Origin of the sequence: Enterococcus sp. AZ119 (genome assembly GCF_050546175.1) — a bacterium.
Taxonomy (GTDB): domain Bacteria; phylum Bacillota; class Bacilli; order Lactobacillales; family Enterococcaceae; genus Enterococcus; species Enterococcus faecalis.
Genome location: NZ_CP172951.1, coordinates 2141463 through 2164615 on the forward strand (window position 1 = coordinate 2141463; position 23153 = coordinate 2164615).

22 protein-coding genes are annotated in these 23153 nt (G+C 37.4%); 8 read left to right on the forward strand and 14 right to left on the reverse strand.

Annotation, left to right across the window (positions count from 1 at the left end; translation table 11 throughout):
- Window positions 1-21 precede the first annotated feature (21 nt).
- The gene (locus IGL37_RS10410; RefSeq protein WP_002356528.1) at window positions 22-672 is read right to left on the reverse strand and encodes a redox-sensing transcriptional repressor Rex; all 651 of its coding nucleotides are present in this window, start codon (window positions 670-672) and stop codon (window positions 22-24) included.
- Between the two features lie 213 nt (window positions 673-885).
- On the opposite strand from IGL37_RS10410, the gene IGL37_RS10415 reads away from it, so the two are divergent.
- The 4 genes from IGL37_RS10415 (at window position 886) to IGL37_RS10430 (ending at window position 6572) form a co-directional block, all read left to right on the forward strand.
- The gene (locus IGL37_RS10415; RefSeq protein ID WP_002362558.1) at window positions 886-2832 is read left to right on the forward strand and encodes an ABC-F family ATP-binding cassette domain-containing protein; all 1947 of its coding nucleotides are present in this window, start codon (window positions 886-888) and stop codon (window positions 2830-2832) included.
- A 14-nt stretch (window positions 2833-2846) separates the two neighbouring features.
- Window positions 2847-3479 (forward strand): GntR family transcriptional regulator, encoded by a 633-nt coding sequence (locus IGL37_RS10420; protein WP_002356525.1) that lies wholly within the window; start codon window positions 2847-2849, stop codon window positions 3477-3479.
- 200 nt (window positions 3480-3679) lie between these two features.
- Window positions 3680-4870, forward strand: a complete 1191-nt coding sequence (locus IGL37_RS10425; RefSeq protein ID WP_002388977.1) for a quaternary amine ABC transporter ATP-binding protein — start codon at window positions 3680-3682, stop codon at window positions 4868-4870.
- Window positions 4863-6572, forward strand: a complete 1710-nt coding sequence (locus IGL37_RS10430; RefSeq protein WP_002356521.1) for an ABC transporter permease/substrate binding protein — start codon at window positions 4863-4865, stop codon at window positions 6570-6572. Before IGL37_RS10425 ends, IGL37_RS10430 begins: the two co-directional genes overlap by 8 nt.
- Window positions 6573-6855: 283 nt before the next feature.
- Here IGL37_RS10430 and IGL37_RS10435 read toward each other — a convergent pair whose 3' ends face one another.
- The 11 genes from IGL37_RS10435 to IGL37_RS10485 form a co-directional block, all read right to left on the reverse strand.
- Window positions 6856-7590 (reverse strand): YcjF family protein, encoded by a 735-nt coding sequence (locus tag IGL37_RS10435; protein ID WP_002384134.1) that lies wholly within the window; start codon window positions 7588-7590, stop codon window positions 6856-6858.
- Window positions 7591-7709: 119 nt separating this feature from the next.
- Window positions 7710-8612 carry a diacylglycerol/lipid kinase family protein gene (locus tag IGL37_RS10440; RefSeq protein ID WP_010713166.1) on the reverse strand — a complete coding sequence of 301 codons (903 nt, stop codon included), beginning with the start codon at window positions 8610-8612 and terminating at the stop codon, window positions 7710-7712.
- A gap of 122 nt (window positions 8613-8734) precedes the next feature.
- Complete coding sequence (locus IGL37_RS10445) at window positions 8735-9748, reverse strand: CdaR family transcriptional regulator (RefSeq protein WP_002359587.1); 1014 nt, start codon at window positions 9746-9748, stop codon at window positions 8735-8737.
- 141 nt (window positions 9749-9889) lie between these two features.
- On the reverse strand, window positions 9890-11038 hold the full coding sequence (locus IGL37_RS10450; RefSeq protein WP_002370503.1) for a glycerate kinase: 1149 nt from the start codon (window positions 11036-11038) through the stop codon (window positions 9890-9892).
- A 21-nt stretch (window positions 11039-11059) separates the two neighbouring features.
- Window positions 11060-12352, reverse strand: a complete 1293-nt coding sequence (locus IGL37_RS10455; protein WP_002359581.1) for a GntP family permease — start codon at window positions 12350-12352, stop codon at window positions 11060-11062.
- 109 nt (window positions 12353-12461) lie between these two features.
- Entirely contained in the window at window positions 12462-13145 is a 684-nt protein-coding gene (locus IGL37_RS10460) for a TVP38/TMEM64 family protein (RefSeq protein ID WP_033917839.1), read from the reverse strand.
- A gap of 148 nt (window positions 13146-13293) precedes the next feature.
- On the reverse strand, window positions 13294-14367 hold the full coding sequence (locus IGL37_RS10465) for an ABC transporter substrate-binding protein (RefSeq protein WP_002359578.1): 1074 nt from the start codon (window positions 14365-14367) through the stop codon (window positions 13294-13296).
- A complete protein-coding gene (locus tag IGL37_RS10470; protein ID WP_002356512.1) occupies window positions 14364-15200 on the reverse strand; it encodes an ABC transporter permease in 837 nt (278 codons plus the stop codon). The genes IGL37_RS10465 and IGL37_RS10470 overlap by 4 nt, the downstream gene beginning before the upstream one ends.
- Window positions 15200-16006: an ABC transporter permease gene (locus IGL37_RS10475; protein WP_002356510.1), complete on the reverse strand. Its 807-nt coding sequence runs from the start codon at window positions 16004-16006 to the stop codon at window positions 15200-15202. Before IGL37_RS10475 ends, IGL37_RS10470 begins: the two co-directional genes overlap by 1 nt.
- Before the next feature lie 18 nt (window positions 16007-16024).
- Window positions 16025-17110 (reverse strand): ABC transporter ATP-binding protein, encoded by a 1086-nt coding sequence (locus IGL37_RS10480; RefSeq protein ID WP_002356508.1) that lies wholly within the window; start codon window positions 17108-17110, stop codon window positions 16025-16027.
- Window positions 17111-17135: 25 nt separating this feature from the next.
- Window positions 17136-17678 carry a helix-turn-helix domain-containing protein gene (locus tag IGL37_RS10485; protein ID WP_002356507.1) on the reverse strand — a complete coding sequence of 181 codons (543 nt, stop codon included), beginning with the start codon at window positions 17676-17678 and terminating at the stop codon, window positions 17136-17138.
- Window positions 17679-17941: 263 nt separating this feature from the next.
- Between IGL37_RS10485 and IGL37_RS10490 the strand changes: the two genes are divergently transcribed.
- From IGL37_RS10490 to IGL37_RS10505, 4 genes are read left to right on the forward strand one after another with little or no spacing between them, the layout of a single operon-like run.
- Complete coding sequence (locus tag IGL37_RS10490; RefSeq protein ID WP_002356506.1) at window positions 17942-18934, forward strand: YhdH/YhfP family quinone oxidoreductase; 993 nt, start codon at window positions 17942-17944, stop codon at window positions 18932-18934.
- Window positions 18935-18949: 15 nt separating this feature from the next.
- Window positions 18950-19723, forward strand: a complete 774-nt coding sequence (gene coaB, locus IGL37_RS10495; protein WP_002359575.1) for a phosphopantothenate--cysteine ligase — start codon at window positions 18950-18952, stop codon at window positions 19721-19723.
- The gene (gene coaC / locus IGL37_RS10500; protein WP_002365039.1) at window positions 19720-20274 is read left to right on the forward strand and encodes a phosphopantothenoylcysteine decarboxylase; all 555 of its coding nucleotides are present in this window, start codon (window positions 19720-19722) and stop codon (window positions 20272-20274) included. Before coaB ends, coaC begins: the two co-directional genes overlap by 4 nt.
- A 3-nt stretch (window positions 20275-20277) precedes the next feature.
- Window positions 20278-20913, forward strand: coding sequence for an ECF transporter S component (locus tag IGL37_RS10505; RefSeq protein ID WP_002356501.1), 636 nt, complete (start codon window positions 20278-20280; stop codon window positions 20911-20913).
- Between the two features lie 35 nt (window positions 20914-20948).
- On the opposite strand, the gene IGL37_RS10510 is transcribed toward IGL37_RS10505, so the two are convergent.
- Window positions 20949-22175: an aminoacyltransferase gene (locus IGL37_RS10510; protein WP_033917838.1), complete on the reverse strand. Its 1227-nt coding sequence runs from the start codon at window positions 22173-22175 to the stop codon at window positions 20949-20951.
- 237 nt (window positions 22176-22412) lie between these two features.
- The gene (locus IGL37_RS10515; RefSeq protein ID WP_002356499.1) at window positions 22413-22919 is read right to left on the reverse strand and encodes a QueT transporter family protein; all 507 of its coding nucleotides are present in this window, start codon (window positions 22917-22919) and stop codon (window positions 22413-22415) included.
- Window positions 22920-23153: the final 234 nt, after the last annotated feature.

Genomic DNA, 23153 nt, shown 5'->3' on the forward strand with positions numbered 1-23153 from the left:
GACTAGGCCCTTTTCTTTTGCTTATTCTTCTTCGTCAATCAATTCGTTGTCATGATGTAAGAAATAAATTAATGTTTGTAATTCGTTGGTTAAGTCAACATTTTGAATTAATACTTCAGGTGGCGCTACTAAACGCGCAGCCGTAAAGTTTAGAATTCCTTTAACCCCTGCTTCGGCAAGTTTGTTCACAACTTCTTGCGCTTTGCGAGCTGGAATAGTTAAAATAGCTACTTCGATTTGTTGAACACGGATTTGTTCCATCATATCTTCCATTGGATAAACCGGAATACCGTCAACAATGCGTCCCACAATATCTTCATTCACATCAAATGCGCAACTTACACGAATACTGTTGCTTTGATGGAATTTGTACTTTAATAAAGCACTTCCTAAATTACCAACCCCGATTAATGCGACATTGGTTAACTCATCTTCATTCAATGTTTTTGCAAAAAAGTTCATTAAGTTTTCAACATCATAGCCGTACCCACGTTTACCTAATTCACCAAAATATGAAAAGTCACGACGAATAGTCGCACTGTCTACTTGTACCGCTTCACTTAATTCAGTTGATGAGACTTTATTTTTTCCTGTATCATGTAACATTCTTAAGTAGCGATAATATAAAGGAAGGCGTCGCGCCGTTGCTTTTGGAATAACTTGATCTTTCACAATTGGACCTCCAATACTTTCACTTAAATCTTATCCATTAACATAATAGCAGTTTTTCACAATAAAAAGCAATTCTATGGCTCAAAAATAGCATTTTTCTTCAAAAGTTTGTGATAAAAGGTATAAACCTTCACAAAGCATTTTTTGATACGTGCTATTTTAGCAGATTTTATGCTACACTAAGGGCAATGAATTTAGAAATGAGGACTACTGATGATTTTATTACAAGCAAATCAAGTTGCCCGGCATTTTGGCTCGGAAACATTGTTTGAAAACATACATTTAGAAATTGCAACAAAAAGTCGGATTGCCTTAGTTGGTCGTAATGGTGCTGGAAAATCGACTTTTTTAAAAATCATTGCAGGCATTGATGCTCCCGATAGCGGAACCATTGCCAAAAATAAAACTGCTACGTTAGGTTATTTAGCTCAAAATACCGGCTTAGAATCAGATAAAACCGTTTGGGAAGAAATGACAAAAGCCTTTGCTGACATCCTAGAAATGGAACAGCGTATGCGAGAATTAGAAACTAAAATTAGTGAAATGGATCCAACCACTTCCGTTTATGAAGGAATTTTAAAAGAGTACGATCAATTGCAACATACGTTTTCTGAAAAAAATGGCTACGGCTATGAAAATGAAATTCGTTCAGTCCTTCACGGCTTTGGCTTTGATGAATCCTTTTACACGAAAGATATTCAAACCTTATCTGGTGGTCAAAAAACCCGGCTTGCATTAGCGAGAATGCTTTTACAAAAACCAGACATTTTAATTCTGGACGAGCCTACAAACCACTTAGATATCGAGACGCTTTCTTGGCTGGAATCTTATTTGCCAAGCTATGCCGGCGCCCTATTGATTGTTTCCCACGATCGTTATTTTTTAGATAAGGTAGTTAATGAAGTTTATGAACTGAGCCGCAAAAAAATGACTCACTACAAAGGAAACTATTCCAAATACTTAGAGTTAAAAGCAGAACAATTAGCCAGTGAATGGAAAGCGTATGAAAAGCAACAAGAAGAAATCAATAAGTTAGAAGATTTCGTTGCCAAAAATCTGGTTCGTGCATCTACAACGAAACGTGCACAAAGTCGCCGAAAAGTATTAGAAAAAATGGACCGTTTAGACCGACCTCAAGGAGATGAAAAATCGGCGCATTTTCTTTTCGATAGTGAAAAAGTCTCGGGAAATGTTGTTTTACAAGTCGAAGATGCCGCCATTGGTTACGACCAAGAACATATTTTATCCGAACCTATTCACTTGGATATTCGTCGCAAAGAAGCCATTGCCTTAGTCGGACCGAACGGAATTGGTAAATCCACTCTCTTGAAATCAATTATTGACCGGATTCCTTTCATTAAAGGAAGTAAAACTTTTGGCACCAATGTTTCTGTAGGTTACTATGACCAAGAGCAAGCCAATTTACATGGCAATAAAACGGTCTTAGCGGAATTATGGGATGAACACCCAACCACACCTGAAAAAGAGATTCGAAGTATTTTAGGTGGCTTTCTCTTCAGTGGAGATGATGTTGAAAAAACGATTCCTTTATTAAGTGGTGGCGAAAAAGCCCGTGTGGCATTAGCAAAACTAGCGATGGATCGTGACAATTTCTTGATTCTCGATGAGCCAACCAATCACTTGGATATCGATAATAAAGAAGTTTTAGAAAATGCGCTGATTGATTATGAAGGAACCATCCTCTTCGTTTCCCATGACCGTTACTTTATCAATCGAATTGCAACAAAAGTTGTTGAGCTTTCTGAAAAAGGCAGCAAACTTTATTTAGGCGACTATGATTATTATTTAGAAAAGAAACAAGAGGAAGAAGAAATCGCTGCCCTCTTAGCTAATGAAGAAGCGGCGAAAAAACCCGAACCAGTCACAGCCAAAAATACCTTTTATCAAAATAAGGAGCAACAAAAATTACTCCGTACTTTGCAGAGAAAAATAACACAAGTCGAAGAAAATCTTGCTCAGTTAGATACGACAATTGCACAATTAGAAGCACAAATGAGTCAACCAGACATTCTAGAAAATCATGTTGAATTGCTGGCTTTAAACCAACAATTAGATGACGCTCGTCAGCAACAAGATGAACTACTTGAGCAATGGGAAAATTTCAGTTTAGAATTAGAAGAAATGGAAAATAACAATTAACGGAGGGATTCACTATGGCTTCCAAAAAAATCAGTTTAACGAAGCCCAAATATCAACAAATCGCCGTTGATGTTGCGGAAAAAATTGCAGAAGGCAAATTACATGTTGGAGATAAAATCCATGCCCGTTCCACCCTAGCTAACCAATACCAAGTGTCGCCAGAAACAGCTCGCAAAGCCATTATCGTTTTAGTCGATTTAGAAATCGTTAAAGCCAAACACGGCAGCGGCTTCTATGTGGCATCAAAAGAAAAAGCGCAGGACTTTGTGACACAATATCAAGACGTTCAAACGATTGCTGAAATTAAAGAAGAATTGCTAGATAGCGTAGCGAAACAAAAAGAAGAACTTACTCATTTTTCTAGCATTCTAGATACTCTTGTTGAACAAACAAAGCGTTTTGATTCTTTCAATCCAATGAATCCTTATTCATTAGTTTTAACAGAAGAAGCTGCTTATCTTGAGGCGACGATTAGCGAAATGAATTTTTGGCAAAACACTTCGGCAACGATTATCGCCATCAAACACAAAGAAGAACTTCTGGTCTCACCTGGTCCATATGCAAAGATTTCGTTGAACGACACACTTTATTTTGTTGGACATGACGAATCAACCTTACAACGAGTGCAGAATTTCTTTTATCCTTAAACAAAAAAGTGACTACTTATCTTGCGGTAAATAGTCACTTTTTTTATTTATTATTTCTATTTTTCATAAAAAACCACTATAAAACCTAGTTAAAATACTGTTTTTCTTCATTTTCAGAAAGATTTTCATCTAATTTGACAAAGTGACAACTTTATAGTAGTCTGATGTAGTCACTTTTTTTAATGAGGAGGAACAATGATTTGCCAAAAGTAAAAGTAAATCACCTTACCAAGATCTTTGGTAAGAAAACCAAACCGGCACTTGAAATGATTCGTGCCAACAAAAGCAAAACAGAAATTTTAGAAAAAACGGGTGCCACAGTCGGTGTTTATGATGTAAATTTCGAAGTTGAAGAAGGCGAAATTTTCGTTATTATGGGGTTATCAGGAAGTGGGAAATCAACATTAATTCGTTTATTAAATCGTTTGATTGAACCAACTTCAGGAAATATTTATATTGATGGACAAGATATTTCTTCTTTAGATAAAGAAGGATTACGTGAAGTACGTCGAAATAAAATGAGCATGGTTTTCCAAAACTTTGGTCTTTTCCCCCACCGAACTATCTTAGAAAATACGGAATATGGTTTAGAAATTCGTGGTGTTCCTAAAGAAGAACGCCAAGCAAAAGCTGAAAAAGCCTTAGAAAATTCTAGCTTAATTGCTTTTAAAGACCAATTACCAAGTCAATTATCTGGTGGGATGCAACAACGTGTCGGCCTTGCTCGTGCCTTGGCTAACGATCCAGAAATTTTATTAATGGACGAAGCGTTCTCTGCTCTTGATCCGTTAATTCGTCGTGAAATGCAAGACGAACTATTAGATTTACAAGAAAATGTCAAAAAAACCATTATCTTTATCACACATGATTTGAATGAAGCTTTACGAATCGGCGACCGGATTGCTTTGATGAAAGATGGTCAAATTATGCAAATTGGGACTGGAGAAGAAATTTTAACCAACCCAGCCAACGAATATGTGCGAACCTTCGTGGAAGATGTGGATCGTTCAAAAGTCTTAACTGCCCAAAATATTATGGTACCTGCTTTAACTACTAACATTGAAATTGATGGTCCAACTGTTGCTTTAAAACGGATGCGTCAAGAAGAAGTGAGTATGTTACTTGCCGTGGATAAAAAACGCCAACTAAAAGGCGTTGTACGCGCAGAAAAAGCTTTAGAAGCGCGTAAAAACGGGACTTCTCTTGTAGAATGTGTGGATCCAGAAATTCAAACAATCGACAAAGATATGTTAGTGAATGATATTTTTCCACTGATTTATGATGCACAAACACCTCTTGCCGTGACTGATAACGGCAAACTATTAGGCGTGGTCATCCGTGGTAGCGTACTTGAAGCACTTGCAGAAACAGAGGTGAACGAACATGAATAAGTATCAATTACCTGTCGCGTCTTGGGTTGAAAGTTTTACTGATTGGTTAACTTCAACATTTGCTGGATTATTCAGCTTTTTACAAACAATTGGTCAAAGTGTAATGGACAACATTACTGCCTTACTAACAGCCGTACCACCACTTGTGCTGATTGTGCTATTAACGATTGCTGCTTTCTTTATTTCTAATAAAAAAATCGGCTTAAGTTTATTCACGTTTATCGGCTTAATGTTTATCTATAATCAAAACTTATGGAACGATTTAATGAGTACCGTTACGTTAGTTTTACTTTCTAGTGTTATTTCCATTATCATTGGTGTGCCACTAGGGATTTTAATGGCGAAAAGCGAAAAAGCCAAGAGTATTATTACACCGATTTTGGACTTCATGCAAACAATGCCTGGTTTCGTTTACTTGATTCCAGCCGTTGCATTCTTCGGAATTGGTATGGTTCCTGGGGTCTTCGCCTCTGTTATCTTCGCTTTACCACCAACCGTTCGCTTTACGAACTTAGGAATTCGACAAGTGCCAAATGAACTTGTTGAAGCAGCTGATTCTTACGGTAGTACTGGCTGGCAAAAATTATTCAAATTAGAATTACCTTTAGCCAAAAACACGATTATGGCTGGTGTTAACCAAACAACCATGCTAGCCCTATCAATGGTAGTTATTGCTTCAATGATTGGTGCGCCTGGATTAGGACGTGGCGTCCTTTCCGCTTTACAACGTGCGCAAGTCGGGAACGGTTTCGTAAATGGTGTGGCTTTAGTTATTTTAGCGATTATCATTGACCGTTTTACTCAACATTTAAATAATAAAAAAGCAGCCCCTAAAGCAGCTGGTGCCACCTCTAAAAAGAAAAAATATGGGATTATTGCAGCGGTTGTTGTAATTGTCGCTGGCTTAGTTGGTGCTTCAATTTTTACAACAACAAATGATAAGCAAATTTCCCTTTCTTATGTGGAATGGGATACCGAAGTAGCCTCCACACATGTGGTTGCCGAAGTCTTAAAAGATATGGGATATGATGTTAAAACGACTCCTTTAGATAACGCAATTATGTGGGAATCTGTAGCTAAAGGTGAAACAGATGCCATGGTTGGTGCGTGGCTGCCAGGAACACACGCAGAGCAATATAAACAATATAAAGATAAATTAGACGACCTTGGTGAAAACCTTAAAGGTGCGAAGCTAGGAATTGTCGTCCCTTCTTATATGGATGTTGATTCTATCGAAGATTTATCTGATCAAGCTGGGAAAAAGATTACTGGAATTGAACCTGGGGCTGGTGTTGTTGCAGCAGCAGAGAAAACTAAAGAAGCTTATCCTAATTTGAAAGATTGGTCTGTTGAAACTTCTTCATCAGGTGCCATGACTGTCGCCTTAGGACAAGCAATTAAAAACAACGAAGACATCGTTATTACTGGCTGGTCTCCTCACTGGATGTTTGCAAAATATGATTTAAAATATTTAGCTGATCCAAAAGGCACTATGGGCGGCGAAGAAGCGATTCACACAATGGCTCGCCAAGGCCTAAAAGAAGATCAACCAGAAGCTTACAAAGTGTTAGATAATTTCCATTGGACAACTAAGGATATGGAATCTGTCATGTTAGAAATTAACGAAGGCAAAGACCCACAAGAAGCTGCACGCGATTGGGTTGATTCACATAAAGACCAAGTAGCAGAATGGAAAAAATAATTCTTAACAAATGACTTCCCCATCTATTAAAAGAGGGCGTTGAACAAATTGTTCAACGCCCTCTTTTTTCGCCAAAAAAACCACTCAGTTGGGTAGACTGAGTGGAAAGGAGTTATTTTTACTTGAGGAGTAAAAATGAAAAGTGTTTATGTTGGGTGTTTTGTTGGTATGCTTATATATTAACGAGAACCTGTGAATAATTTGTGACGAAAACCTTGGAAATTTGCTACGAATTACTTAAAAAAGTTTAAATGTGTCTCACCCTAGTTAATCGATACAGTGATTATTTCTTTTTAGCATTTTGGATGGCTTTAAATAATGTTGAAAATTGTCCTTTGAAAGACATCACATCATCAAAGATATCAACACCATCGTTTAACATTTTGACGGTCACCCAGCCAAGCGCTTCCGTAATTGCTACCGCAACTGAAGCATTGACCATGCCACCAGTCACAGTTCCGACAACAGGAATCACTTTTAGAATATTCCCGACTGCGCTCTTACCTAAACTAACCACTACTAATTCTTTGGTTAAACTTTTCCCTAAGCTTTCAGACCAAGACTGACCAAAAATTTTATGCAGCCGTGACATCATAGTTAATTGAACAGGTACCAGTAAAAAAGCATCCGAAAATGGAATTGGTGAAAACCCAATAATTGCTGCTGACAATGCAGCAAAATGAATCGTTTGATGACTTTTCTTTTTCACATCAGGTGAAACACCAGCCAAAAATTCATCAAATACTTTGTCGAGTTGTGTTTGACTGTTCGTCACTAATTGTTCTGCTTTACCTTTAGAAGTTGCGAAAGCATTCATTATGGCCGTAGACGTTTTTTGTGGAAATTTTTTCAAGACATCTTGAAAAAAAGAACGAAATTCTGGGTCTTCGATTTCTTCATTCAATTGCTTAGTTTCTTGTTCTGCTAATTCTTGTTTTTCAATCTCTTCAAAAAGTTCTTGTTTCTTTTTGTTTTTATGTTTTTTTCTTCTCATCTCATTAACTCCCTTATCTATCAATATGTAGAAACAAAGTATAGCATAGCCCCTGATTGATTCTCTTTTAGATGATTTGAAAAGCCAGAACTTATCTGTTTTTTAAACAAATAGAAATGTTCTAGCTTTTCTCAAAAAATCAGCTATTTTGTTTGTTCTTCACCGCAATAGACCGTCAAGTGTTTAGGCAAAATTTCCAGCGTAATTGGCAAAGCAGCTCCTTCATCACCATCCACATTAGTGGTTAATTCTTCTTGGTTTTCTAAGGAGATTGTTCCTTCTTTAAAGGTTAGGTAAACTAAATTATCAGTGGACTGGTCGACGCCTTTTAACAAATCTGGGACTGCTTTTACTGCATCCCACAATGATTGATCTTTTAAATAAACTAAATGAAGTTTGCCATCATCCACTTGGGCCTCTGGTAATAATGTTTCAAACCCACCGATTGAATTCGTTAAGCCAACTAAAACGGTACTACTTTCAATGGTTTGTTCTTTTTGATCCAAGCTTAAATGAAAAGGATACGTTTGAGCATTCGCTAAATGTTTGGCACCTGAAATAAAATAAGCGAGTTTTCCTAACTTCGTTTTTTGTTCAACGTCCACGTCGTTAATTGACTCTGGAATCGTCCCAATTGCAACGACATTCATAAAGTAGTCGTCATTGATTTTCCCCACGTCTAAAGCACTGGTTTTTTCTAAATCTAATTGTTGAATCGCTTCTTCAGGGTCCATCGGTAAATTCAAGGCTCGCGCTAAATCGTTCACCGTTCCTAAAGGAAAAAAGCCAAATTTCGGGCGGTAAGCTTGTTCTGCCAACCCGCTAATTCCTTCATTAACGGTTCCATCTCCCCCCATTACGAAAACACTGTCGAAGTGACTTTCCGCAGCTTCACGGGCAAATTGTTCTGCATCGCCGCCTTTTTCTGTTTGTTTCACTACAACTTCATCAAATAACTGCTTTAATTTTTCTTCTGCTAACGTTTCAAATTCTTTGGCTTTTTCACCACCAGAACTGGGGTTAACAATTAAAACTGCTTTTTTCACTGGTACCACTCCTCATTGATATCTAAATCGTTTGATTCCTTACAATTATTATAAAAGATATTTTTGATTCTGGCGAAAAATATGCTGACACTTGCTTAACAAACAAGCATTCCTGCTCCTCACTACTTTTCAAAACGTTCTTTAAAGCAATAGGCAAAATAATAGAACAATTTCCAAAAATCTTGCCAAACTTTTGGATCCATCCCCGTCAATTCATGAATTCGTTTCAAACGGTAATTCAATGTATTTCGATGGATATGTAATACTTGTGAGGTTTCATTGATGTTTAAGTTATGATTGGCGAAAAAAATAACGGTTTCATAGTATTCATCATAAATCGTCTGGATGGTTTCAAAAAAATCCAATTCAATATGAAAAGGAAAATTAAAAATTCCTTGAATGAAAAAATCTTCTGCTTGGTAAAACTTAGCCTTTTCTAATTGGAGAAACGATAGAAGTAAATACGTGTTTTGTGCCTCTTGGACCATTTGTTGAATCGTGGCTTTTTCCGAACTTATCACAAGGTATTCTGTTACTGGCTTTGTTATCTGAGGTAGTTCAGAAGTAATCACCAGATAACAATTTTCCCATTCAAATATTTCATGGCCAGGATAATAACTGGATAATAAGCGCTTGTCCTTGGTCAGTACACAATGATTCTGGTCATCTAATTGAAGGTTATATAGTTCCAACGCTTCAAGTTTTAAGGCTTCTGAGTAAGCAGAATCAACATGCATTAAGTGCTGGATAAACTGATTTTTTTGTTTTTTCTTTTTTTCGCGTTCTTGTTGTGTATTTAATTCTTCTGTCAGTAAAAGAACAATCGAGCGCACAAGCTTGGTAAATTTGCGCACCTCGTCTGGTTCTCCCGAAATGCCTACGACACCTAAAATGTGATCATTCAAAATAATCGGTTCATTGGTGCCTTTTTTCTCTAAAGAAGTATCTTTATAAATTTCAATATTTTTTCGTTCATTGATGGCTCTTTCTGCACCACGATGGCGTTCCCCAATTCGAGCAGAATCTCCACTCGCAATAATTTTTCCTCGTTCATCCATAATATTGATGTTATAAGGAATATCTGCCATCAACTTTTCAACAATTTTATTTGCTTGGATTTTGTCTAATTTTAACATTGCTATCGCCAACTTTCTAAAAAGCGAGTAGCGTTTGGGACATAAGCCGCAATGACTTATGTCCCAAACGCTTAATTCTTCAGATCAACGACTGAACATTTTTATTTCAGCTTTCATTACTGATGATACCATGGTTAGTTCTTAGTCACAAGGCACTAGCTGTAATGTACGAGCAATATTTTCAACGGTTCTTTCTAAGTTAACTGGTCCATTTTTCAATGCTGCTTCCAATGGTTCGGCTTTGGCCAAAATTCCAAAAATAGCCGTCATCCCTTCTTCATAGAGGACATCCACATCTTTGCCGATATAGCCAGCACAAGCGAAAACCGGTTTTTGATACTTCTTGGCCAAACGTGAGACGCCATAAGGGGCTTTGCCGAATTTTGTTTGAAAATCCATACCGCCTTCACCAGTAAAGACATAATCAGCGGCTTTTATTTTTTCTTCTAATTGATTCACTTCTACGACAATATCAATCCCTGGGCGTAACTGAGCTTTTGTGAATGCTAGTAACCCTGCACCCAAACCACCAGCAGCTCCTGCACCTGGCATCATCTCAACATCAATGCCGATCTCTTTTTTGATGATCGCTGCATAATGGGCTAAGTTTTTATCTAATTGAGCCACCATTTCTTCTGTCGCACCTTTTTGCGGACCAAAGACATGAGACGCCCCTGTTGGCCCTGTTAGTGGGTTATTCACATCACTTGCTACTAGAACTTCGGTAGCAAAAATACGTTGATCAAACTGTGTTAAATCGATCTGCGCCAGTTTATCTAATGCACCACCGCCACGTGTCAATTCTTGCCCTTCCTTGTCTAACAAACGCGCACCAAGTGCCTGAATCATACCTGCACCCCCATCATTTGTCACGCTACCACCAATGCCGATAATGATTTTTTTTGCCCCATGATTGAGCGCATGTTGAATCATTTCTCCTGTACCATAAGTAGAAGTGATCAAGGGATTACGTTCTGCTGCTTTGACCAATTCAATTCCGTTAGCTTTCGCCATTTCAATGACCACCGTTTCTTGGTCACCTAATAAGCCGTAATAGGTTTCAACGATTTGATCAGGAAGCGGTCCTGCCACACGCACTGGTATTCTTGTGCCTCCTGTTGCATCCACTAAGGAATCCACCGTTCCTTCCCCGCCATCTGCCATCGGGACATGTTGAATGTCTGCATCTTTAAATACAGCTAAAATCCCTTTTTCCATTGCCAGACAGGCTTCTTTTGCACTCATACTTTCTTTAAATGAGTCTGGAGCCAAAACAAATTTTTTCGTCATCTTTTCGCGCCTACTTTCCAACTAGTTTAAAATAAAGCCATATAAAATGGTTGCAACAATCGTCATTACCCCACCGACACACATTTCATAAGGAATCACTCGAATTCTTTCTTTAATCGTCATATTCATACTTTGTGCCGTAATATGGAAATAATTGCCTTGAGGAACACTATCAATCACAGTTGCCCCAGTATGCACCATGACTGCTGCTGAAAGTGAAGATGTGCCCATATCTAAAATCGCTGGTCCAAAAGAACCTGTCGCTAAAATAACCGCTGTGGATGTTGAACCAACTGCTAAGCCCATTAAAATACCAGAAATCGGTGCCAAGAAGGTTCCAGAAATTCCCATAACAGAAATTAAGTGGACAATTTGTGTTGATAAATCAGAAACAGAAATTAATCCAGCAATTGCACCTGCACCAATTAAAATTAAAACGGTATCGGTTACTCTCTTCAAGCCAGAAGATGCATAAAAGGCCAGTTGTTTTGTTTGCCCAATCGCAATTGTCCCAACAACTGAGGCGAACGGCAAAATATACAGAGCATCAATATTCAAACTTTTGATGAAAGAAATATTTAAAACGGCGCCAATCGGATTAAGTAATAATAAGACAATCGCTAACACTGGCGCGATCAACGCCTTTTTCAAAGGTAATAATTCTTTTGTTTGTTCCTCTACAAGATCCGTTTCTTTGACCATTGATCCTTTGCTTCTCATGATATTTGCAAGAACAACAGCTGTAATTAAGCCAAATACGGCTGGAATAAAGCCAGCAATCATAACGTCACTTAGAGGTAAATCAAAGCCGTTCGCCGCTGCAATAGTATTTGGATTAGGCGAAATAATATTGCCCGCTTTGCCGCCACCTGATAAGGCAATCAATAATGATAACTTACTGATACCCGTACTTTTCCCAACAGATAGAGCAATCGGGGCAACAATCAACACTGCAACAGGAATGAATACGCCCACTGCTGTAATTACCATTGTGGATAATGCCAAAGATAAAATAGCTTTTTTCTCGCCAAGCTTTTGTACAATGGCGTTGGCAATTGATTCTGCCGCACCAGATTCCATCATCACACCCGCCAACATGCCGGCTGCTAAGACACGGATTGCGGTTCCCATAATACTTTGTGTTCCGTTTAATAGAACAGCGACTGTATCTGACAGGGAAGCGCCTCCAATAAGACAACCAACAATTGCACCAAAAAACAAGGAATACACAGGATTAAATTTTTTCAAAATTAATACTATCGCTACAACTAATCCTAAAATTGCAGCAACCCAAGATATTGTAATATCTGGCATTCAAAATCAGCTCCTTAAATTGTTTACGCTTTCATTTTATCAAAGTCCTTTCTTTTTAAAATTGTAAATTTAACAGGATTTATTGTTCAAATGCACAAAAAAACCGTTCTTAAAGAACAGTTTTTTGAAATCTTTTTCTATCTTTCTCAATAATGACCACCAAGCCAACGAACAAAAGAACACTCACAATTAACAATACTGCCGTTTTATTATATCCATGAAATAGTGCTTCGCCTCCACATGCGTAAAGTATTGAGGAAGGAATTACACCAATGAATATAGCGGCTATTAAATTTTTTAATGGCAACTGCATAGTATCTGCAGCAAAATTAATCACAGAAGAAGGAATAATTGGAATCATGTAGCCTACCATAATCCCAATTTTTGGATGCTTCATCCGTCGAATGGACTGGACCCAATGATTGGTCTCCGTTTTTTTATCTAAAAATTTTATATGATGCATCAAAAAGATTGCAACCAAATTTCCCATACTATTCCCTAAAACATTAATGAGTGTGCCACTAAATGGACCAAAACTCAATCCTGCAATCACACCGATTACCGAGGTCGGAATCCCTGGTACTGCACACATAATTACTGTCAAAAAAACTAACCACAGCGCTGCTGAAAAACCATGTGAACGAATTCGCTCTAATAATTGTGTCTTACTGGCTTTAGGATTCAAAAATAATTGAATATCTGTTTGATATTCTAGATACAAACGGTAACCAACCAACAGGATTAAAATAAGACCGCTACTGATTAGTAGTATTCGGATTGTTTTCCTCTTCATTTCTTTGCTCCTTTTATGCTTTATACAAAGTGTAGCACAGGTTTCTTCGTGCCTCAATTAGAAGCTTGTATGAATAAAAGCCGCCCCTAAAAGTTAGACTAAAAATCTAACTTTTAGGGGCGATTCGAAAGTTACGAAGATACTTTTTTTATTTCCGATACATCTTAAACTCCAAGAACAGATCGTTATAAATTCCTAAGTATTCTTGACCTAAATCTTGGTAAACTTCTAAATGTTTGATGGTTTCATCATCTGGATAAAATTGTTTATCTTCGGCAACTTCTTTTGGTAATAGTTTTTTAGCTTCTTTATTTGGTGTGGAATAACCAATATATTCTGCATTTTGTGCTGCATTTTCTGGTCGTAACATAAAGTTCATAAATGCATAGGCGCCGTCTTTATTTTTGGCTGTCTTAGGCATCACAATGTTATCAAACCAGAGATTAGAGCCTTCACTGGGAATCACATAATGTAGATGTTCATTGTTTTCTAGCATTTCAGCAGCTTCACCAGAGAAAGTTACAGCAACTGCACTTTCTTCATTAGCCATGTACATTTTGATTTCATCGGCAACAATTGCTTTGACATTGTTCGTTAATCGGTTTAACTTATCGGTAGCCTGACGTAATTGTTGGTCGTTTTTACTGTTTAACGAATAGCCTAAACTGTTCAAAGATAATCCTAACACTTCGCGAGCGCCATCAATCAGCATGACATTATTTTTTAATTCCGGGCGCCATAAATCATCCCAATGTTGGATCTGACGGCCGTCAATAAATTTATCATTATAAATAATCCCCAACGTGCCCCAGAAGTATGGAACGGAAAACTTATTTTTTGGATCAAAGGATTGATCTAAAAAGCGTGCATCAATGTTTTCTAAGCCTTTTAATTTGCTGTGATCAAGTGGTAAAAGCATCTTCGCTTTCATCATTTTTTGAATCATATATTCAGAAGGAATGGCAATATCATAGGCTGTACCACCTTGCTGAATTTTTGTATACATGGCTTCATTAGAATCAAAGGTTTCGTAATTGACTTTATAACCTGTTTCTTTTTCAAATTTCTTAATCAAGGCCGGATCTATATAGTCCCCCCAATTGTAAATGGTCAAGGTATCTGCTCCTGCCATGCCACTTGCTTTCTCCAATTGGCGCACGCCAAAAAACAAGATGACAATAATAGCGATAATTCCAATAAAAAGTGACTGTAATTTTTTCATTTTAACTTGGCCACCTCACTTTGTTCCCGACGCATTTTCTTTAAACGTTTTGGCGTATTGTCTTTACTGATAAAGTAATAACCGACAACTAGAATCATTGAGAATAGGAATACTAACGCACTTAAGGCATTGATTTCTAAACTAATTCCCTGACGTGCTCGTGAATAAATTTCAACAGATAATGTTGAAAAACCATTGCCTGTCACAAAGAATGTTACGGCAAAATCGTCCAACGAATAAGTAAAGGCCATAAAGTAGCCAGCAATAATTCCTGGCGCTAAAAAAGGCAAAATAATATTTTTAATCACTTGAACATTATTGGCCCCTAAATCCCGTGCCGCATCTACCATAGAATCGTTCATCTCTTGTAGTTTTGGTAAAACCATTAAAACAACAATTGGAATACTAAAGGCAATATGCGACAATAATACACTTGTAAAACCTAAACTGATAAACCCTACTGCCGTGAAGAAAATTAAGAAACTGGCTCCAATAATAACATCTGGTGAAACGAGTAAAATGTTATTAAAGCTAAGCAACGTGTTCCGGTTTTTACGACGTTTTGTATAATAAATCCCCATCGCACCAAATGTTCCAATGATGGTTGCTATTAAAGCCGATAAGAAAGCTAGCAAAAACGTATTCAGAACAATGGTTAACAAGCGTGTGTCTTCGAAAACGTTCCGATAATTATCTAACGTAAAACCAGTAAACTGATTCATCGTTTGCGTGTCGTTAAACGAATAAAAAATCAAATAAAAGATTGGTGCGTACAGTAGCGCAAAGACAACGAATAAATACACATAAGACCATTTAAACTTTTTCTTTTGCATTATTTGCCACGCCCTTTCTTCTTCTCACCCGTCAGCAACATCACAATAAACATGGCAACAATTAAAATCACACCAATTGTTGAACCCATGCCCCAGTTTTGCGTTACTAAGAAGTGTTCCTCAATCGCCGTTCCCAACGTAATCACCCGATTGCCGCCAATTAAACGCGTTAACATAAAGAGCGAGAGCGAAGGAATAAAGACAGCTTGAACGCCACTTTTCACACCGTTTAGGGAGAGAGGAAAAATGACACGGCGGAATGTTTCCGCACTGCTAGCTCCTAAGTCCCGACTAGCACTAATCAATGAAGGATTCATCTCTTCTAAGGCATTAAAAATCGGCATAATCATAAATGGAATTTCTATATACGTTGCGACAAATAAAAAACTAAAATCTGTAAACAGAATCTGGTGCGTACCCAAACCCATAAAACTCATAAACTGATTGATACTCCCATGAATACTGAAAATCCCAATAAAGGCATAAGCTTTTAATAATAAATTCACCCATGTTGGTAAAATAACGAGCATTAACCATAACTGTTTATGCTTGAGCTTTGTCAAAAAATAAGCCGTAGGATAACTTACCAATAACGTAAAAATGGTAATCAGAAAAGCATACCAAACCGAATTAATGGTCATACTTAAATACGTTCCTGATGTAAAATACGTTTGGTAATTCGCCAAGGTAAACTGGCCATTCATATCGAAAAATGATTGATAAATAATCATTAGCACTGGCGCAATGACGAATAAAAGTAACCACATTACATAGGGAATCGAATAAATTCGACGCATTGTTTTCATTTTATTTTCCCCTTTCGTTTACTCGTCGTAACTTTCTAAACGGGCATCAAAGTCTTCTTCTGATTCATTGAAGCGCATCACGTGAATATCTTCTGGCTCAAAAGAGAGCCCTACTTGAGCGCCTTCTTTGGCTTTTCGAGTGGAATGCACCATCCATTCGTTTCCTTGTTCATCAAAACAAATAATTTCATAATGAACGCCGCGGAATAACTGCGTGTCCACCGTTACGGTTAGCTTGCCTTTTTCAAGCGTGGTAATCGTTAAGTCTTCTGGACGTAAAACGACTTCTACAGGTTCATTTTTCCGCATGCCGCCATCGACACATTCAAACTTTTTGCCCACAAATGAAACTAAATTATCTTCCAGCATCACGCCATCCACAATATTACTTTCCCCCACAAAGTCAGCAACAAAGTGATTAATCGGTTCATCATAAATATCGACTGGTGTGCCACTTTGCACGATATGACCTTTATTCATGACAAAAATTTCATCACTCATCGCTAATGCTTCTTCTTGATCATGGGTCACAAAAATAAAAGTAATTCCTAAACGTTGTTGTAAATCACGTAGTTCATATTGCATCGCTGTGCGTAATTTCAAATCTAAAGCGGATAACGGCTCATCTAAAAGCAATACTTTTGGCTCATTGACAATCGCTCGTGCAATTGCGACCCGCTGACGCTGGCCCCCAGACATTTCACTAATTTCACGTGTTTCGTAGCCGGGTAATTGAACCAAACGTAATGCCTCTTTCACTTTTTTTTCAATTTCTGCTTTGGATAGTTTTTTGATTTTTAAACCAAACGCAACATTATCAAAAACATTCATGTGAGGAAACAAAGCATAATCCTGAAACACGGTATTGACTTGGCGTTTATTGGCAGGTACATCATTTATTCTTTTACCATCAAAATAAACATCGCCAGAAGTCACGTCATTGAATCCCGCAATAATACGCAAAATCGTTGTTTTGCCACATCCTGAAGGTCCTAATAACGTATAAAATTTTCCTTCTTCAATTTCAAAGCTGACATTTTTTAATACTGGTTCATCGTCAAATTGTTTGACAACATTTTCAAATGAAATCACATGGTTTCTCACTGGATAAACTCCTCCATTTCGTCCTTTATAAATACGATTCTGTCGCCACAATTAACGCACGACTTTTTCCTCGACCATTGTTGCTAATTTGGTGAGGTTCTGTTGCTTGGTAATACATGGTTTGACCTTTTTTAGCAATATACGTGGCTTCCCCTAATGTCAAACGAATGGAGCCATCAATCACATAAATAAATGTTTCTGATAGAGAAGGTTCAAACGTTTTGTATTCGCCATTTTTATCAAAAGTAATAATGACAGGTTCCATTTCTTTTTCATTTGAGGCTGGAATTAACCATTTTAGTTCATAGCCATGTTCTTCATCATAATAGAGGGTACTTTCTTCTTCATTGTAGACAATTTTCTGTTCAAGCGGTTGCTGACTAAAAAACTGCTCTGGCGTCACGCCTAGTACTTCTAAAATTGAGAAAAATGTTTCCATTGATGGTGAGCTTAAATCCCGCTCCAATTGGGAAATATAGCCTTTGGATAAATCCGTTCTTTCGCCTAATTCTTCTTGTGTTAAATTTTTCTGAATGCGTAAATTTCTCAACTTCTCACCAATTTCCATGGCACACCTCGTTTCTATTTTCAGCTAATCTTTTCAACAAAAGTTTTGTAATACTAAACTTACAGTTTAGTTTTACCTTTTTTAGTATACGAACTTTTTGAAAAATTTCAACCATTTTTCTTTATTTTTCTAGTCTAATTGTCACACAATCTTTCTTTTCTGTATAACTTACTGTTTATAAGAAGAAAAATGATACGAAAAAATCAGAATATGATAAAATAAGACGAGTTGCTTTTTTACATAATTGGAAGGAGAGTTTTTATATGAATTCATTTCAAGCATTTACGTTAAGAGAACAAGATACATCTGTTATTGGTCAACTAGAAACCATTACTTTAGACGATTTATCAGAAGGCACTGTAGTAATCAAAGCAGCCTACTCCTCAGTTAACTTTAAAGACTCTTTAGCTTCAAAAAAAGACGGCGGTGTGATTCGCAATTATCCAATGATTCCAGGAATTGATGTCAGTGGCACTGTTGTCACATCGGAAGATCCTCGTTTCAAAGAAGGCGATAAAGTGATCGTAACAGGCTATCAATTAGGGGTTAGTCATACTGGTGGTTATTCTGAATATGTGCGTGTTCCTGGCGATTGGGTAGTTCCACTTCCTGAAAAAATGAGTCTCAAAGAAGCAATGATCTTCGGAACTGCTGGCTTTACGGCCGGATTATCTGTCACAGCTTTAGAAGACGATGGCTTACGCGACGACAAAGAAGCCCCCATTATTGTAACTGGTGCGACAGGCGGTGTTGCGACATTGTCTATTGCGATGTTGCATCAATTAGGCTACACTTCAATCACTGCATTAACTAGAAAGCCAGATTCTTTTGAGCTTTTAAAAGAGTTAGGTGTTAGTGAATGCTTATTAGTAGAAGATTTCTTAGCAACTCCTGTTAAAGCATTAATGAAACAGCGTTTTGCTTTTGCAATTGATACCACTGGTGGGGAAATTACTTCTGCTGTTTTACCACAACTTCGTTATGATGGCCGTTCAGCCATTTGTGGCCGCGCTGCTGGAATTACATTAGAGACAACCGTTTTACCCTTTATTTTACGGGGCGTTCATTTATTGGGCATTGATTCGGTTAATGTTGGTATGGACAAACGAAAAATAGTTTGGCAACGTCTTGCCACTGATTTAGACATCACTGAAAAAGCTGTGTATCAAGAGATTACTTTAGAAGAACTTCCCCCTGTTTTTGAAGCATTACAAGCAGGCCAACATATTGGACGGACCATTGTCCGAATTTCTTAAGGAGGCGTTTTGATTATGGATGTTTTAGTTACTGCTGGCGGAACGTCAGAACCGATTGATAATGTTCGTTCGATTACCAATCATTCTTCTGGCGGACTAGGAAAAGCAATTGCTGAAAGTTTTTTAGCTGCTGGACACACCGTAACCTACGTAACAACCAAACATGCATTACGTCCAACCCAACAATTGGACTTATCAATTAAAGAAATAGAAACAACGGTTGAATTAGCTACTACGTTAGAACAACTCTTTGCTGAAAAGCAATTTGATGCGATTGTTCACGCAATGGCAGTCAGTGATTTTACGACGGAAACCGCGCAAACGGAAGAACAATTTATTGATTCTTTTGCGCAACAATTAAGCGAACAAACATTGCCAAAGACCAAAGAAGCCTTGGTAACTATCGTTCAAAACACATTGAATCAGATTGCTGATATTCCTCAAACAGCAACAAAAATTTCATCTGATACGGACCGATTATTAATTTTTCTAAAGAAAAATCCTAAAGTCATCCAAATGATTCGTGACAAGCAACCCCAAACTGTTTTAGTGGGCTTTAAATTACTTGTCGACGTTTCACAAGAAGAACTTGTCCAGGTTGCACAAGCCGCTTTGGTTAAAAATCGGTGTGACTTTGTCTTAGCCAATGACTTGATGAACGTTCATGAAACAGAACACGAAGGATTATTAATTAACGAAACGGGCATTGTCCAAGAAGCTTGTTCAAAACAAGGGATTGGTTCAATGATCGTTAAAAATGTTGAAAAGAAATGGAGAGAACAACAATGAAAACTATTTTATTAGGCGTCTCTGGCAGCATTTCTGCATATAAAGCAGCAGATATTACAAGTCAACTAACTAAGCTTGGCTACAATGTGGAAATTTTAATGACTAAAAGCAGCACAGCGTTCATCACTCCGCTTACCTTACAATCACTTTCTAAGAATCCAGTGCATACGGATGTCATGATGGAAATTGATCCCAGTAAAATTAATCACATTGAGTTAGCTAAAAAAGCGGATTTATTTTTAGTAGCACCTGCTTCGGCCAATACAATTGGGAAATTAGCCCATGGGATTGCCGACGACTTATTATCAACAGTTGCTTTGGCACTTTATCCTGAAACACCCAAAATTATTGCGCCCGCGATGAATACGTATATGTACCAAAACCCCATTGTCCAACGAAATATTGGCATTTTAAAAGAAGTCGGCTATCAAGAAATAATCCCACGGGAGGCTCTTTTAGCTTGTGGCGATTATGGTCGTGGCGCACTTGCCACTGTTGAAGATATCCTTCAAACAGTGATGAAAATTTTAGCATCTGATAACAAGGAGTAATTTATGAATAACACGAAAAAATTTACGTTAACAGCAATGTTCTTAGCTATCTTACTTTTACTGGCTTTAACCCCACTAGGATTTATCACATTAGGTCCTTTAAATTCGACCACGATGCATATTCCTGTAATTATTGGTTCCATTGTTTTAGGGCCAAAAATCGGTAGTATGTTGGGCGGCACGTTTGGGATCATTAGCTTAATTAAAAATACGACAGCACCAACACCTTTGTCGTTTGTTTTTTCTCCATTTATTCCTGTGATCGGTACCGATCATGGTAGTTGGAAGGCACTTTTAATTGTGCTCATTCCGCGGATTTTAATTGGGGTCGTTCCTTATTTCGCTTACAAATGGCTAAATAAATTAACGAAGGAAAAAGCGCAACCTGTCTCCTTATTTGTGGCTGGTGTTTTAGGCTCAGCAACGAATACCATTTTAGTCATGAACATGATTTATTTTCTTTTTAATTCAGCTTATGCTGAAATTATTGGTAAAGCTGGTACTGCTGTTTACCTAGCTATTATTGCGACGATTTTCAGTTCTGGTGTGCCAGAAGCTCTTGTTGCTGGTGTAGCTGCTTCAGCAATTGCTAGCGTTTTGCTTCGCTTAATGAAGCGGAATGCAACGCAAAAACTATAGAAAAAACCACAGGGACTAAAAATCAAGTTTGATTTTTAGTCCCTGTGGTTTTTTCTATAGTTTTTTTGTTTTCGTAATTTATAGGCATATTCACTGGCTTTAAATAATAATTTATTAACCGGTAAATCGAATTCCCCAATAAATTCATTAATCGTTGGGTTGAAGTTCGCTTTAAACTTAATTAAGCCATCATTTAAACTACCTTCTAAGCCGCCCATATTACAGCTTTCGCAGCCACGGTTAAAACATTCTTGAATGGCATCTCGCCAAGTCACATATGTTGGCATGTAGCGTTTATAACGATCATCTAAGCCAGCATAAAGGATTTCACTTGTTGGACCAAATGTCACAGCCAAAGCGCCAGCAACCGTGACGATTTCACCAGCTTCTGCGATATTTTCTTCTAATTCTTTTAGTTCCCGAGTCAAGGAAGCATCTAATTCTTCTAAATTATGGCGCTTTTTCACTTGATTTTCTTTCAAATTACTCAAGTCTTTTTGATTTTTGTCATAGCGTTGTCGCGTGCTATCTATGCGTTCCTTTAAATTGACTTGCGCCAGCATAATAAAGGAGTCTTCTGGGTAAATGTTCAACAGCTTCTTAAAGTAATCACTATTCCGTAAAGAAATATGTTGGCGTTCCATGGTTGATTGAATGACTTTTTCAAATTCATCAACAAAGTCAACATGCCCTTGCTGCACAACGACCCCTTTTTTTTCAGCTGTTTTAATCATTTTCTTGGTACTTTTTGACAATTGTTCCTCACTAAAATCTTCACGATAAATATTCGCTTGGAAGCGGGGCTGGATGGTGGCCCCCATATCCATTGTCAGTCCTTGATATTTGGCCCCTGCTTTTTTCAAGGTCTCAATAATAGCTGTCGCTTCAGCATGCGGTTGATGTTCTTCTCCCAAATGAAAATCTTGATAGTGAACCGCTGGATCCATTTTTATAAATAAAGCTCGTTTTTTCTTGCCAAATTTTTTCAATTCAGCCATAAAGTAGCTGACCAAACGTTCATTTGTATAGTCCATTACTGGACCTCTTGGTGTATATAACATCGTAAAACCGGCTGGTAATGGTTTGATTAAAACTAAACTTGATGCGACTAATGTATCCTTTTCATAAACCCCAACAATTTCAGAACCCCAGTTATCCTTGACTTTTGCCCATGAAGATGACTGTAGTAAATTACATAATGGGTGATTTTTAACAAATGTATCGTGTACTTCTGCCGGAATACCGATTTTAAATGTGTACATGTTCAAACTCCTCTGCTGTGACTTTCCAATAGTCCGTTTATCTTACACTATCATAGTGTATTCCAACAGACTAGTAAAGTTTTACATGAAAATTTTTAGAAAAAATGTAGATCTTATTCTTTATGTAAAAAAGACGAGGTAGAAACAGTTCATTCTATCACTTAGTTCACTAATAGCAACAACACTTTTCTTCACTGCCATTCAAAGGATGAATCATTTCTATCCACATCTTTTCAATTAAATACGTGTTTCAAATTTTAATGACTTGTTGATAAAATACATGATTGGTGCTGAAATCGTCATAATAATCGCTTCACTTAATGCTAACCAACCATAAGTTGTCCAAAATGCTTGACCGCCACTTGGTACTAGCATAAAGGCAATAAAAAACATACTTACAGTGAAAAATAGACTATTTAGACACATTCTAACAGGAATACTTGGTACCTTTTTTTGTAAAAAAGCTGTTAAGCTCAACGCAAATAATGTTTGCGCACCACCAAACAGAGCATCCATTACACCGAAACCAAAAAATAAGTTAAAAAAGATAACGCCGCCTAAAACACCCCACATCAATTTGCGATTGAAAACGACTAGGTGATTCAAACTTTCTGAAATTCTAAATTGAATCATACCAGAAGAAACTGGCCGAACCAATAAAGAGAGGACAATATATAAGCCCATAATGATACCATTGGCTAAGACTGTTCTTAGCTTTCGATTGGCTTGAAACGAATTTTGCATACTTTTTCCTTCTTTCTCCGAGTTTTTTTACAAGGGATGGTTGATGAACCTTGGTTACAATTGCAACAGTTCACATTCTAATATGGAAAGTCAAAATAGTCAATGAAAGCCCTGTTTTACTTTGCACTTATTTGCAGTTTTCACCTCTCATGCATTGTTTCGTGCCTTTTTCTAGTCATTTTTTACTTTTTTAAGCAATCTTTATTCGCAGAAGTTCCTCCCTCTGGTATAATG